Below are 13,797 nucleotides of genomic sequence, written 5' to 3'. Positions count from 1 at the left end.
GCTCCCTCCCTTACTCAAAGTACTGACTCATAAACTTAATTCGTTGTGCGATCTTGCTACTCTTCACTTTTGTCGTTTCAAGATCTTGTGTTACCGCCTGTAAGCTTGATTCCATCGCTTTCGGTAAATCAGGGTCAATATAGTTATGCGGTAATGCATCATGGAATTCTGTGCGTACTCTTTTTAACTTGAATTCAGCTTCAGTTAACTGTTCTAGGACTTTCTCAGCGCCATTCAACCACTTGTTATACAGTTCTTGATCTAAACCGTCAGTAGTAACCACACTCACCAATACGGAACGATTAGCAATGTCTTTGATCACTAATTGATTCGATGCATCCAAGTCGAGCTTTAAGCGGCATAGATTTTTGTTTTCGTTTACGTAACCGTAAATGTCGCCATGACCTTCTTTTAAAACACGGTCAAAATCATCTTTAGCTACATACACCCAACGACTATCGCCTTTCTCAGATTCAGACACCGACATGTTGCTTTGCAGCATAACCAATTTAATAAGATTGTATGCGCTACCGACGCTGTACATTTTCGCGTTCTTGATATCATGTTGGTAAACGTCTTTACGTCGTAAGCCACTGGTTGACTCCACAGAGAGCGACACCGACAGAGTCGATTCAACATCATCTTGAATCTCTTCTAGCTCTTCACGAGACATTTCGATTTGAGATTTCGATTCTTGCTGATCAAACGCTCGGTTCAACGCAAAATCTTTTACAACGCTACGAACCACATCGCGAGATTCAGGGCTATGCCACAAACAATCTTGAAGAAGCATAATATCGAGCGGGTTAACGCTATCACGGCCACTGAAGAATGCGCTCGCTTTCAATAGTTTGACCGCTTTCTTCCAGCGTCTGTCCGAAACATACAAATCCGACTCTGATGCTGAGCCTTGCTTCTTAACCGTGTCTTCAAGCATGGTTTTTAGCTCAAATAACTTGTTAAACGAATTATCCGTCAGCTCCAGATTATCGAGTTCTTTCTGCCATTGATGATATTCAATGTCTGTAATCGCTAACCCTTTTGGAATAACGGCTTCTTGAGGAGTGCCTGTCGTTAGCATCGATTTGAAGTTTTGTTTGTTTTGAATACGGTTGACGAACACGCGAACTAACATTCGGTCATAAAGTGCTTCTAGTCCGCTGTCTTCGTCTGGAAGTTCATTAGACGCTGAAACCAACAAGCGCATCGGCACACGCTCAATGTCTGCGCCATTTTTAAATGTCTTTTCGTTAACCACTGTCAGTAACGTATTGAGAATAGCTGGGCCGGCTTTCCAGATCTCATCAAGAAATACGACTTGTGCGGTTGGTAGGTAGCCTTCGGTCAGCCTTACGTAACGACCGTTGTCTTTTAATTCTTGAATGCTTAGTGGGCCGAACACTTCCTCAGGAGTAGAGAAACGTGTCATCAAATATTCGAAGTAGCTACTATTGTCAAAAGCCTGGATGAGGCGTTTAGCGATAAGGCTTTTTGCGATACCCGGAGGGCCCAATAGAAACACACTTTCGCCGGCAAGAGCTGCCAGCAAACAAAGCTTAATGGTGTCTTCTCTTTCATAAACGCCATCAGAGAGAGCATGCGCTAATTTATTAATTCTTTCAGAGAGTAGCGCCTTGTCAGCATGTGAGGAAATAGAAGGGTTCATGCGTTACTCCGAAAATCTTTGAACAGTTGAGAGTGTAGATACGTTTTTATACATTTGTTAGCACTTTGTTACAAGTATCTTTTATTATTGAGTTGCCTTTATATCAGATGGTTACGCTGCAATTTTCGCGCAATCATAGATTTCAATTATGAGAGTAACATCACGAACGGCGTAAAACTAAATCTATTACTAACCCTAATTTTTCTTTTATTTTCGACACCATAGACGTTATGGTGGAGCTTGTCTTTAGGGCGTGTTGATCTTTCGAGCTGATTTTTGCAACGAGTTGCTGGGTATTTATACAAGGCAGAGGCGTCGATGTGTAGCTAGCCTACATGAGAAGCCGATAACGCAGTAGAAATGACCAGCAAACGCTGCCCGAAGGGTTCGGCTAAAAGCGTTTTACTCTTTGTTGAGGGAGATTTGCTTAGAGTGACTAGGCTACTTCCCCCTCGCCGCGATTAAAACGCTTTTATCTCGAACAAAATTTAACCACGAAAGGTCAACACGCCCTAGTTATACGAAAAATTGGCAAGGAAAGTGGCCAGACTGCATGAGTAAAATTATCCATCAATGGAAAAGTATTTCTCTTATAGAAGAGAACGTGACGCTCCCTACGAACGTCGTGGTAAAACATACAACAATAAACCACCCCGGCGCGGCTGTTATTCTTCCTATCACTTCGTCTGGAAAAATCATCCTCATTAACCAGTTTCGTCCTTCTCTTAAGAAATGGCTTTTGGAACTCCCCGCTGGCACGATGGAAATTGATGAGACACCTCTTCAATGTGCACAACGCGAACTGGAAGAAGAAACTGGTTACAGTGCAACTTATTTTCAGAGCTTAGGACAAGTTACCCCTTTAGCTGGCTTCTGTGATGAGATCCAACACTTGTTCATCGCAAAAAACTTAAGCCTTACTACCCGCTTTGAATGCGACGAAGATGAAGTCATAGAAGTGATAGAGCTGAGCTTAGAAGAGCTGCACAACAAAATACGACACGATGAAATCACCGATACAAAAACTATCGCTTGTTTAAGCAAAGCCCAACTATGTGGTTATCTATAGCCAATTATATGACTACCTAAAGTACTCTAGGAGAGAAGCATGGACTTTCGTTCTGATACCGTAACTAAACCTTCGCAAGCTATGCGTGAAGTAATGGCAAATGCAGAAGTGGGCGATGATGTTTATGGCGATGACCCAACCGTAAACGAATTGGAACAGTGGGCAGCCAATGAAACCGGTTTTGAAGCGGCTATGTTCACTTCTTCCGGTACACAAGCCAACCTTCTTGGTTTAATGGCGCACTGTGAGCGTGGTGACGAATACCTTTGTGGCCAACAGGCGCACAACTACAAATACGAAGCTGGCGGCGCTGCAGTATTAGGCTCGATTCAACCTCAGCCAATCGAGAACAACCCTGACGGTACGTTAGATTTTAAAAAGCTTGCCGCGGCGATTAAGCCAGACGACAGCCACTTTGCTCGTACTAAGCTTCTTAGTTTAGAAAACACAATCAATGGTAAAGTGCTGCCAATGTCTTACCTAGCGGAGGCGCGTGAGTTCGTAAACCAACACGGCCTACAAATGCACCTAGATGGCGCGCGTGTCTATAATGCAGCAGCGGCGCTGGATGTACACATCAAAGAGATCGCACAACACTTCGATTCGATGACAATTTGTTTATCAAAAGGTTTGGGTGCTCCGATTGGCTCTCTACTTCTTGGTAGCAAAGCGTACATCGCTAAAGCTCGTCGACTGCGTAAAATGGTCGGTGGCGGTATGCGTCAGGCTGGTATTCTTGCTGCAGCAGGTAAAATGGCGATCACGGAGAACGTGGCTCAACTTAAAGTAGACCATGAAAACGCAAAAAACCTAGCGATTGGTTTAAGCAAGTTAGAAGGTTTCTCTGTTAACCCTGATTTCATTCAGACTAATATTGTGTTTGCGAAGTTAGACCAGTCGGTTGATATTAACCGCATCGCACGGGAGTTAGGAGAGCAAGGTATTACTATGTCACCAGGTAACCCTGTACGTTTCGTTACTCATAGAGATATCAGTTCAGAAGACATCGCGACTTTCCTAACTAAGTTGGAAAATGCGCTTTAACGCTGAACAAGATTCGCATTAAAGCAATTAAGACTAAAGCTTCCCTTACGAAGCTTTAGTCTTTCAAAAAATCATTCATCTATTCCACCGAAAAATTGCCACTTCACTTCACCTACTAATCTGCCTAATAGATTCCACTAAATCAACTGCGCAGAACGCAATCTTGTTTTGGCCTATGTGAATACCTTCTATGTATTAAACCTGCGTTTAAGTATTCACTTATCGTGAAATTTCGACTTTCATTTGTTATATGAAATTTTTCATGCCCGATAAAGTCAAATAATTTAGTAGTAATAATTTCATTTCTATTTACCACACGTACGATATTTAGAAACAAAACACATCAACTCTAAAAAATCTTCGTAAGAGGCTAATTTAAATAGAAAATCACCAACCAATATAGATAGCTATGGTTCACTATTATCATTAATATTCGTTACATTCAAATTATAAACCAGTGAATAAAACTAAAAACAAAATATCCCTGGAAGAATAATCCACGGAAAATTCACCAAAAATCACGCCGTAGACCATAGTTCTAATTTTATCAATTAAGAAAAATTCACTCGTAAATATAACTGTGGGTCAAAAACTTCCTATCTAATTGAAAATAAAATTATTATCTAAAAATGTACTCTCTATACCTTACCTTAAACTCATACTAAAACTCATACTTCATCTAAATAATAAACTTTTTTTACTACTTCACCATTTTTTAAAGCACTTATAGTTTTGAAAGTTAAGCAACAGGTTACATTCAATCAATGAGAGGTGAAATGATGATTAGATTATTCGGAATTGTTCACAACTTCATCGTCTCAACGTTAATTTTTAGTCTGTCACTTTCATTCTACACCAGTGCTAACACCTTAACGTTAGGAATTAACGGTCAGATCAAAGATCGATGCGAAATAAATTTCTTTTCTGGCAATGTCATGAATTTTACGGAACACCGTGATGTGCAACTATTGCCTTTTAATATGTATTGTAACCGTCCGTTGGGTATAACGATTAATTCAAAATATGGAGGCTTAAAATATCAGCACCAAGGGGTTGATATTATTGAAAGTTATAATATGTCATTACAAATAGACGAGCTTCGTCTTTATGAAAGTAGGCACAGCAGCCAACTTACTTCACCAGTAATGATAAACAGTTCTGGTGTTATTCCTTTCTCTCAACAGGGAAGCCTTAGGGTAGCACTCGAAAATAGCTTGCGTTTCGCGGGTTATTATCAAGACGTTATTGAGATCGAAGTTTACCCTTCGATTCATAGCGTGACCAAGTAAAAACTCTGCAATGTATCTGCAGATACTAAATACGCTCAGCAGTATTCGAGCCAATCATTTAAGATAAAGGAATTTCTAATGAAAAAGCTAACACTCTACGCAGCAACAGTCACTGCTATTTTTGGTGCTCAAGTTCAAGCCGCTCCTGGTGATGTCCAGCTAGTTGGTTTTGTTTCACCTGTATGTGAAGTTACTGGTCTTTCAACACAACTGATGGACTTCGGTAATGTATCTCAAATTCAAAACCTTTCTGTTAGTGGTCTTAACATGAAATGTAACGACGTCGATGGTGCAACTGTAACACTGACGAGTGCAGAGGGTGGTCTAGAGTCCGATGATAGCGAAGACTACGCTCTTACCTACGATGCAACATTTAACCCTTCAGGCTTAGCACCTTTCACACTAAATGCGCCAGGGGGCCCTGGTCAAAATGACGTTTCAGTCAGTAACTCTTATGGTGGTTCTGGAGTATTGGCGACTGGTGTTGCCGCGTCCATTGATATTGTGACAACAGAAACCTCCCCATGGGCAGGTGGTTATTCAGATACATTAACCGTAAATATCACCTCAAACTAGAGGTTAAAGTCGGGGGCTATTATTTGGCCTCCGACTTCAATTAAGCCTTAGTTGTATTAAAACTTAACCTCAGTTGTATTACCGACTCTAGTTTAATTTGGAGCTCATCGCGATGTATAAATGGATCATGCATAAATGGACTGTTCTCTTATTATTGTCACTCACTTGTTTGTCAGCTCATGCGTTCAAAGTAGAGCCGATGTCTATGGAGATGACACCACTTGGTAAAAGAGCTCAAATGACGATGAGGGTTGAAAATTCGTCTACCGAACCACTCACAGTCGAACTGTCTCCAGTATTTATGACTATGAATGAATACGGAAAAGAGACAACGACGCCTGCAGATGACGAGCTATTAGTAATCCCAGTAACCGCAATCATAGAGCCAGGACGATCGCAATCCATTATGGTTCGATATTTAGGTGATCCTTCCATCACAGAGTCAAAAGCTTTTCGTATTGCTGTTAAGCAAGTGAAAGTTCAAAGAGCAAGCAGCAACCAAGGGCAAGTGAGTCTGTTACTTCAGTTTAATACGCTTATCAACGTTCGACCTCAGAACACAGCCTCTCAACTAGAAATTAAAAGTATCGAACCAAATAACAAAAATAACAAATGGGTCCTTGAAGTACTGAACAGCGGTAATAGTTATGGTCGGTTGACCAATACGACATGGAAAATTTCTGACGGTACAAGATCAACATATCTAAAAGGCGTAGAAATCGCCAAACGTATTCCGGGAACTTTAATTCTTCCCTATTCCACTCGTTTTTTCGAAATGCAGCCACTTGAAAATTACAATGTAGACACTCTATCGATTGAAATCGAGCAGGATCAGTAGCAATGAGACGTTATATTTTGGGTGGGTTAATTTCTTGTTTTCTGTGTGCACAAGCGTTTGGCATAACACTGTTTCCAACCGTCATTGAACTCAATACCGATCACAGGGCAACATCGCAACTGGTTGTGACTAACAACTCAACGCGGGATCTCCCACTTGAAGCTAACGTTCGTCGTTTGAAATTCTTACCTGATGGCACGTTCCAAACATCAGATCTATCGAGTGAGGTGATGTTTGTGTTTCCACCTGCCGCTATGTTGGCCCCCGGTGAACGTCAAGTATTCCGTATACAATGGTTGGGAAACCGCTCACTCGAAACTTCCCAAAGTTACTTTGTTCGTTTCAGTACCGTAAATATTGGTCAAAACAACGGAAAAGTGGACAGTCCTACCAGTTTAACAACTGGTATCAATTTGCAAGTTCACTACAATGCGTTGCTGCACATTCATTCATCCTCGCTAGAGCCTGACGTGAACTTACATATAGATGAACAAGGAAAACTAACACTCACTAATTCAGGGTCGCGATTTACCTATACATCGTTACTTCATTTTAAGGGGCTCGAATCTCAGAACCAAAAGGTACATGAGGCTTTAGGTGAACAGTTTATTCCACCACGCTCGACTATTACTTTGCCTTCTTCTTTAAATCACTTACCAGTAGGCACTTATCATGGATATGAAAACTGAAACCTCTCACAAGATGTGGCAAGTTTTCTATGTCTTGGGATTAGTACTGTTTTATTGTACCGCCTTAAGCCCTGTAGCTTGGGGGCAGGAAATGGTATTGAACCCGACAGGACGCGATATTCAACTTACCTCTTTACTAAGAATAAGTGACACCATACTTGGTGAAGCGGATATTATCATTACCGCAAACAACGAAATTCTTTTACCAAAGGAAAGTACGCTGTCTCTCCTTTCGTCTGTCGTCACTCAAGAAGGTATTGGTAAGCTCCATGACACGACAGACGATGAGATGCTGTCGCAACACCACTTTAAGAGCGTAGGGCTGGAACTTAATTTCGACTCTTCTTCATTGGAATGTATCGTGACGGTTCCGCCAGAATTTAGCTTAACCCAACAACTATCGATGAACGGCGCAGAAGATTTTTATAACTATGCTGAGCCAAGTCTATTAAGCGGATACGTTAACGTGGCCCTTTCCGCCAATGAGAGCCAATATGTCGACCAAAAATCGTCAAGGCAAGATCTTTATCGAAGTCAATTCGACTCTGCACTTAACATTGGTTTTTTCAATTTTGAATATGAATCCTATTTAGAAAATGGTTCATCACAAAAGTCACAATATGTGAGAGAAGGAACTCGTCTTAATATTGACTTTGCACAGCAAGGTACACGACTTGTGCTCGGCGATATGTACAACAGTGGCCAATCTTTTCAAGACAGCACCGACATACTTGGTATTGGCTTAACTCGAGATTTCACACTGATTCCAACCAGAAATGCACGACCACGAGCCAATCAATCATTCACACTTCAAAGAGCCTCGAATGTCGATGTCTATATAGATGGGATTGCAGTCCAACGATTAACTTTAGGCGCTGGTAGCTACAACCTGAGTGATATACCTCTCGCGCAAGGTAGTAACGATATTGTACTCGTCATTACCGATCGTTCTGGGAATGAAGAGCGTATCGAGTTTTCTATTGCGACTGGTAACGACTTACTCAATAGCGGTGAGTTTGAATATAGCATTATGTACGGAGCACCCTCTGAACTCCAAAATGGACAATTAGAATACCTAACCGATGAGCGTATTTTCCATGGTTATGTCGACGTGGGTATTAACCCTTGGTTAACGTTAGGTACCAACTTTCAAACCCGTGAAGATTTATACCAATATGGTACTACCGCACTCATCGCTTCTAGATGGGGAGTCACTGAACTCAATGCTTCACGTAGCAAACATCCTGTATTTGGAACTGGCGATGCTTACAAATTTGCATTTGATGCGGAATTTCCCAGTAAAAATACACCGGCTCCACAACTGAGTGTTACTTATGAGTATCTGAGCAACAATTTTACTGGTGTTGCCGGGTTTGACGCCTCCGACAAAGACATCAACTTAACCACTCACTATGCTTCTGCATTCGGTTCTATTTATCTAAGTCGATCTTTACGTGCCGCCATGACAGTCAATTACCGTTCAGGAATAGACAAAGAGAACGACTATTGGCTAATTAGCCCGAGTTTATCGGACGGACTGTTTGATACTCACGCGACTTGGAGTGCCCGTGTTAGCTATCAAGATCACGCCAGTAAAGACGATGACATCAGCACTACGCTCACCATAAGTTGGCCTCTTAGCCGACAAACTCGTGTCGTCGGTCGTTACAGTACAGAGCTAAGAGAAGCCGCCTTAGATTACAGCTATCAGAATAATATAGGTAACACCGGAGGGATATCAGGGTTTGCGAGTGTCATTACGAATGAAGAAACGGACGCCGATATGGACGCTGGTATTAACTATACGGCAAACCGTTACGAATTGAGTGCGACCCATGCCTCTCGTCTTGACGACATTAGTGGTGACACAAGAAACCACAGTACCGACGTGACCATCAGCAGCGCACTTGCGTTTGCAGGTTCATCGGTAACGATCGGCAGACCGGTCCGTGAAGCATTTGCTATTGTCAGCAAGCACGAAAGCCTCGCAGAGAATGACGTGGCATTAGACCCAACAAAAGACGGAGAGTACGCACGCGTTTACCTTAACGGAGATGCCAGTGCCATGGTCCCTGATCTTGTTGCTTATAATAGCCAAGTCATCGGTTATGAGGTCGATAACTTACCACCGGGATATGATTTGGGTGATGGTGCTTTTTGGGTTAAGCCTGACTATAAGCGGGGCTTCCAACTACAAATTGGTTCCGATGCGGTCTTAACCGTGATTGGCAAGCTATATGACCGTCAAAGTAACAATCCAATTTCACTTGTCGCTGGTGTAGCACATTACCTTGGTGAAGCCAAACAGTTACCGATTGACTTCTTTACCAATCGGAGTGGCATATTTGCGATATCCGGGTTAAAGCCAGGGAAATATCAACTGATTCTTGACACTAAAGAACAAGAGTCAGCCGTCATTACTCTCAGCGAGCGCAGTGACAACTTGATCAGACTAGGAGATGTGTATGTGGATTAAACAACTTCGGTGGGGAGGGTGGTTCCTCATCGCCATGAATTCGATACCCTCTGTATTAGCATGTGAAGCTAGTGCATTGACTATTCAACCCGTCTCATCCCAGTCGCAATACGACGTTTTCAACACAGGTACTTACGCAACAATTAATACTTATAGGATCGATGCGAATATAATTGGAGAAGCCTGTAAATTGAGTTTGGTTTTACAACTTAACGATACCAGTCGGACGTTAAAAGGGTTAAACCAAGACGAACTCAACTTCGAGTGGAGTGGACAAGTGGGTGTGCCAATCGCGAATCAGTGGCATTTATCATTAACCGACAGTCAACCTTCGACAACCATACAAATGCGTTTCCCAAGCAAACAGTGGCTAGCGTCAGGAACCTATCGGGGGCTTTTAGAAGTATCGCCCTCTTATACCTCAGACAATCAACAAATAGAGATCAGCCCTAGCTCACTCCCAGTATCCGTTACCGTGCCACCAGCTGCAAAAGTTCACTTTTATGGGTTAACTCAACAGCACTATGATCTTGATCTTGGGCCATTATATTCAAACAAGATTATTCGTTCGGCACCGAACCTATGGGTGCAAAGCAATACAGCGTATACCATCGTATTGGAATCATCCCATCAAGGGATGTTACGCCACGAATCTGATGAGGCAAAATGGGATATTCCATACCAACTGTCCCTCGATAACGATAGAGTAAACCTCAATCAACTTGATGCAAAAATTCAGCGTCTTTCAGCTACGACTGGTCAACCTATTCCTTTGAGTTTTGTTATTGGGGAAACAGAGAACAAACCGGGAGGAATATATGACGACACATTACAAATTTCTATAGAACCTCTCCTTTCACAGCAGCCGTAAATATGTAATTATATAAATCCTGAGATATGCAACGCAATTATATAAAACGACACATCATATAATCAAAACTTAGTTTGTCAGTTTCGGAGTACGTTATGCATAACCAAAAAAATAATTTAAAGCACATGCTCCTAATTGGCGACAACGGTATAAATAACCAGTTTATTCAACGAGAAATAGAGAAGTATAGTGACTTTTCTTTTAGTCGCGAATGTATTTCAGGTATTGAACGTTCGAATCATCGCAAGACGTTCGATGTCATTATCATTAGTTACTTACTCTTAGCTGACATCCAAGATGTCTACATTACCTTATCAAAAGTAGAGTCCAATAAATGGGTAATCTATGACGTTCCCTCTGATATTACCGGACAGAGTATTACCGTAATACAATTATTCAACATGTTTAATATAAAGGGCATAATCTATCAAGATGCTCCTGTAGAACACCTTACACGTTGCTTGAAAACGGTCTGTGATGACGATCTATGGTTACCGAGGAAGTTAATGTCGCATATTTTATCCAATGCGCGCTCCCATACATTCAAGTCACAGGTAATATTATCTACTCTTACAAAAAGAGAAGCTCAAATATTTAAACGAGTTATCAGAGGAGATACAAATTTAGAGATATCAAGAGAACTATTTATTTCAGAAAGTACTGTGAAGACACATGTATATAATATATATAAAAAAATAAACGTAACCAACCGAAAAGAAGCAATAAGAAAAGCAAATTTTATCAATAGCTTAGAGACCATTATACAACCAGGCATGTAGTTAATATTTGAGTCACAAATATAGAGGCAGCGGATTGCAGTGATTTTTATAATAGATCGTATTATAATTTAGGCCCTTAAAAAGGTGTGCTTCTATTATCCCCCTCCATCATAGAATCACAGTTAGACTGAACAAAGCAGTTTAAATAATATCATCAGTGACTTAATTACATTCTATCCTCTAAGACACGAGTAGAGTTTGTGAACTCACAAAACATCACGTCTGAAACCCTCGATCTCCCTAGCAGAGCAAAAGTCTGCTGAGTACTTAAATATTTGGCTTTATAGCAATTCAGACTTGAGCTTCCCCTTGGGGTAAGCTTTATCGTAATGTTTTGTCCGGAGCAAAAGCATGACTTACCGATCCTTCGCTTTACTATTACTCACTCTTTCCCCTAGCCTTCATGCCTCTAATTTTGGCGATCCTGAACTGGGTAAAATGAAGTCACCAAGTTGCATTTTCTGTCATAACCCCACGGGTGAAACAAGTAACACTGCTTACCCAAAACTTTCTGGCCAAGATTCAACATACCTCTATAACACAATGAAAGCTTACCAAAACGGTGATAGACAAGGCGCTTACGCTGAGATGATGCAAACACAACTAAGTAAACTTAATGATCAAGACTTGAAAGATATTGCGGCTTTTTATTCATCTCAGCCCTAAACACCTTCGATGATTGTTACCTAGCTTTGAAAATGCAGTGTACAAGGTTAATGGAATTACGATTATCCAATTGCGCGTCCGTAGAGTAGAACCAAAACGATGTGCCCTTCAAATGCAATCGTACAATTTACTTAATAAAGTGGCTTCGGGCTTGTTCAACACTCGGGATTTAGTGTTGGCTGCGCAACACCTTAATCCTTATTAGTTATGTTCGAAGCTCTTTTAGAGTATTGAGTCCAAAACTAAAAATCATAAATGCAGGTAAAGCTAACACCACACCATAAAACTGTAAGTAATCATCACTACTCACATATGGGCCAAATGGCTCGAATACCCATAACCCACACAAGCACAAAAGACCCCAACCGCCACTACTAAAGATAAAAGCCATAAACATCGGTAGAGATAACATTCGATCACTTGAATTAATTTCAGATTTACGCTTTGTTCCAAAATACCCCACACCCAAAATGGAACAGATAGCACTAACTATGCCTGTTACTCCATTTATGACTTCCCACTCTAGTTGCATATTCCCTCCATAGAACATAACGAATGACATGGATTCCCCCTACCGAGGATCTGCCACACTTATGTGGTACTTAATTGCACCGGAGGCACCATGTCTGATTATTATTATTTCTGCGGTATCGACCTAGCTAAAAACCACTTAAGTCTTCATGCCGTAGACCAAAATGGTAAAGTCTTACTTCATAAGTCAGTAACCCGCTCTAAACTGCTGACTACAATAGCAAATATGCCACTCATGCGTATAGGCGTTGAAGCGTGTGGTGGTGCACATTATTGGGCAAGAACACTCAATACACTCGGTCACGATTCCCGTATTATGGCCGTTAAATACGTGATGCCTTATCGAGCTAAGGGAAAGAGCGACCTTAATGATGCAGTCGCTATCTGCGAAGCTGAAGCTGTTCAGCGTCCATCGACTCGCTTTGTGCCAATAAAATCCCCCGAGCAACAAGCCATCCTATCGGTACATAGAATAAGAGAGCATTGGGTTCGTGAACGCACCGCGCTTATGAATCGCATGCGTGCGCAAGATGGTTGTGATCTTAAATTCAATGCTCAGAAATGATTTTATATGGGATGAAAATAGCGCCAAAAATTAACTATTGACGCCATAGTCGTTTGTTAGGGCAACTTGAATCCCTTGCGCTTTTGAGATATTTTTCTCGAAAGCTCTAAGATACTTATTTTTTCTCGCAAAGCATCAATTACAATACGAGCTGTAATTGCGCCTAAATAAACTCCAGAAACGATGCCTGTGATTAAAGGTGATAAGTTGAATATTTCTTCGGAACCCAATGCTTTAATATATGCCAAGTAGATCATGATGATAGCAGGAACAATACCGAGTTTATCAACGATTCCAACAAGGAAACCTACCCTCGATTCTAAATACCTAATGCGATCCTCAAAGAGGACCTTAACACAGTCTATGCTGTCATCACCGAAGGTTGAAATTTCTTCCGCGACTATATAGTCCGTCCGGTATCTTTCATTTATATTTTTTAAAGTTTCTTTTGTTGCACCCACAAAGAAGCGAACTGTAGAAATGAATGAGGACAATGAATACAGTACAAGAAATGCAAAAAAAGCAAATAGCGATATGTAAGAAGTGGTAGCGTCTCCTAATAAAGCTGCAATCAAAGCAATAGCTAAAGATACAACTCCCGCCAGAAATGAGAGTGCTTCCATTTTATTGTCAATAAAAAAGTTCTTAACATCGTTTAGCGCACTCTCTTTCGATATAAAACATTCAATGATCGAACCAATATCATCACTGTTCAAAATATACTCCTATTGCCCTAGA

13 protein-coding genes and 1 pseudogene are annotated in these 13,797 nt (G+C 41.2%); 11 read left to right on the top strand and 3 right to left on the bottom strand.

The genetic code is table 11. The features are described 5' to 3' along the window. Positions 1-10: 10 nt before the first annotated feature. Positions 11-1,666 carry an ATPase RavA domain-containing protein gene (locus Q5H80_RS17340; RefSeq protein WP_304570640.1) on the bottom strand — a complete coding sequence of 552 codons (1,656 nt, stop codon included), beginning with the start codon at positions 1,664-1,666 and terminating at the stop codon, positions 11-13. A 553-nt stretch (positions 1,667-2,219) separates the two neighbouring features. On the opposite strand from Q5H80_RS17340, the gene Q5H80_RS17335 reads away from it, so the two are divergent. From Q5H80_RS17335 to Q5H80_RS17290, 10 genes are all read left to right on the top strand, one after another. Next, the gene (locus tag Q5H80_RS17335; RefSeq protein ID WP_304570638.1) at positions 2,220-2,735 is read left to right on the top strand and encodes an NUDIX hydrolase; all 516 of its coding nucleotides are present in this window, start codon (positions 2,220-2,222) and stop codon (positions 2,733-2,735) included. A 39-nt stretch (positions 2,736-2,774) separates the two neighbouring features. Further along, the gene (gene ltaE / locus Q5H80_RS17330; protein WP_304570636.1) at positions 2,775-3,779 is read left to right on the top strand and encodes a low-specificity L-threonine aldolase; all 1,005 of its coding nucleotides are present in this window, start codon (positions 2,775-2,777) and stop codon (positions 3,777-3,779) included. 764 nt (positions 3,780-4,543) lie between these two features. Further along, positions 4,544-5,068, top strand: a complete 525-nt coding sequence (locus tag Q5H80_RS17325; protein ID WP_304570634.1) for a hypothetical protein — start codon at positions 4,544-4,546, stop codon at positions 5,066-5,068. Positions 5,069-5,146: 78 nt separating this feature from the next. Beyond that, positions 5,147-5,644, top strand: a complete 498-nt coding sequence (locus tag Q5H80_RS17320; RefSeq protein ID WP_017076027.1) for a hypothetical protein — start codon at positions 5,147-5,149, stop codon at positions 5,642-5,644. Between the two features lie 112 nt (positions 5,645-5,756). Continuing rightward, positions 5,757-6,482, top strand: coding sequence for a molecular chaperone (locus Q5H80_RS17315; RefSeq protein WP_304570633.1), 726 nt, complete (start codon positions 5,757-5,759; stop codon positions 6,480-6,482). A 2-nt stretch (positions 6,483-6,484) separates the two neighbouring features. Then, the gene (locus tag Q5H80_RS17310) at positions 6,485-7,171 is read left to right on the top strand and encodes a molecular chaperone (protein ID WP_304570632.1); all 687 of its coding nucleotides are present in this window, start codon (positions 6,485-6,487) and stop codon (positions 7,169-7,171) included. Continuing rightward, positions 7,155-9,647, top strand: a complete 2,493-nt coding sequence (locus Q5H80_RS17305) for a fimbria/pilus outer membrane usher protein (protein ID WP_304570630.1) — start codon at positions 7,155-7,157, stop codon at positions 9,645-9,647. The genes Q5H80_RS17310 and Q5H80_RS17305 overlap by 17 nt, the downstream gene beginning before the upstream one ends. Further along, positions 9,637-10,518 (top strand): hypothetical protein, encoded by an 882-nt coding sequence (locus tag Q5H80_RS17300; RefSeq protein ID WP_304570629.1) that lies wholly within the window; start codon positions 9,637-9,639, stop codon positions 10,516-10,518. The genes Q5H80_RS17305 and Q5H80_RS17300 overlap by 11 nt, the downstream gene beginning before the upstream one ends. 95 nt (positions 10,519-10,613) lie before the next feature. Then, entirely contained in the window at positions 10,614-11,297 is a 684-nt protein-coding gene (locus Q5H80_RS17295) for a response regulator transcription factor (RefSeq protein WP_304570628.1), read from the top strand. A gap of 351 nt (positions 11,298-11,648) precedes the next feature. Next, positions 11,649-11,963 carry a cytochrome c gene (locus Q5H80_RS17290; RefSeq protein WP_304570627.1) on the top strand — a complete coding sequence of 105 codons (315 nt, stop codon included), beginning with the start codon at positions 11,649-11,651 and terminating at the stop codon, positions 11,961-11,963. Between the two features lie 205 nt (positions 11,964-12,168). On the opposite strand, the gene Q5H80_RS17285 is transcribed toward Q5H80_RS17290, so the two are convergent. Beyond that, entirely contained in the window at positions 12,169-12,495 is a 327-nt protein-coding gene (locus tag Q5H80_RS17285) for a hypothetical protein (protein ID WP_304570626.1), read from the bottom strand. 90 nt (positions 12,496-12,585) lie between these two features. On the opposite strand from Q5H80_RS17285, the pseudogene Q5H80_RS17280 reads away from it, so the two are divergent. After that, positions 12,586-13,020, top strand: a pseudogene (locus Q5H80_RS17280) (transposase); the annotation flags it as partial. A gap of 95 nt (positions 13,021-13,115) precedes the next feature. Here the strand turns inward: Q5H80_RS17280 and Q5H80_RS17275 are convergent. Then, positions 13,116-13,775, bottom strand: coding sequence for a hypothetical protein (locus Q5H80_RS17275; protein ID WP_304570625.1), 660 nt, complete (start codon positions 13,773-13,775; stop codon positions 13,116-13,118). Between the last annotated feature and the right edge of the window lie 22 nt (positions 13,776-13,797).

Origin of the sequence: Vibrio sp. SNU_ST1 (assembly GCF_030563405.1) — a bacterium.
In the GTDB taxonomy this organism is placed as follows: domain Bacteria; phylum Pseudomonadota; class Gammaproteobacteria; order Enterobacterales; family Vibrionaceae; genus Vibrio.
The sequence above is the reverse complement of the archived record's forward strand: the minus strand, read 5'-3'. Positions and strand labels throughout refer to the sequence as shown.

Coding starts and splice junctions, on each gene's coding strand:
- Q5H80_RS17340 (WP_304570640.1), bottom strand. CDS start 1,666: ATGAACCCTTCTATTTCCTCACATGCTGACAAGGCGCTACTCTCTGAA.
- Q5H80_RS17335 (WP_304570638.1), top strand. CDS start 2,220: ATGAGTAAAATTATCCATCAATGGAAAAGTATTTCTCTTATAGAAGAG.
- ltaE (WP_304570636.1), top strand. CDS start 2,775: ATGGACTTTCGTTCTGATACCGTAACTAAACCTTCGCAAGCTATGCGT.
- Q5H80_RS17325 (WP_304570634.1), top strand. CDS start 4,544: ATGAGAGGTGAAATGATGATTAGATTATTCGGAATTGTTCACAACTTC.
- Q5H80_RS17320 (WP_017076027.1), top strand. CDS start 5,147: ATGAAAAAGCTAACACTCTACGCAGCAACAGTCACTGCTATTTTTGGT.
- Q5H80_RS17315 (WP_304570633.1), top strand. CDS start 5,757: ATGTATAAATGGATCATGCATAAATGGACTGTTCTCTTATTATTGTCA.
- Q5H80_RS17310 (WP_304570632.1), top strand. CDS start 6,485: ATGAGACGTTATATTTTGGGTGGGTTAATTTCTTGTTTTCTGTGTGCA.
- Q5H80_RS17305 (WP_304570630.1), top strand. CDS start 7,155: ATGGATATGAAAACTGAAACCTCTCACAAGATGTGGCAAGTTTTCTAT.
- Q5H80_RS17300 (WP_304570629.1), top strand. CDS start 9,637: ATGTGGATTAAACAACTTCGGTGGGGAGGGTGGTTCCTCATCGCCATG.
- Q5H80_RS17295 (WP_304570628.1), top strand. CDS start 10,614: ATGCATAACCAAAAAAATAATTTAAAGCACATGCTCCTAATTGGCGAC.
- Q5H80_RS17290 (WP_304570627.1), top strand. CDS start 11,649: ATGACTTACCGATCCTTCGCTTTACTATTACTCACTCTTTCCCCTAGC.
- Q5H80_RS17285 (WP_304570626.1), bottom strand. CDS start 12,495: ATGCAACTAGAGTGGGAAGTCATAAATGGAGTAACAGGCATAGTTAGT.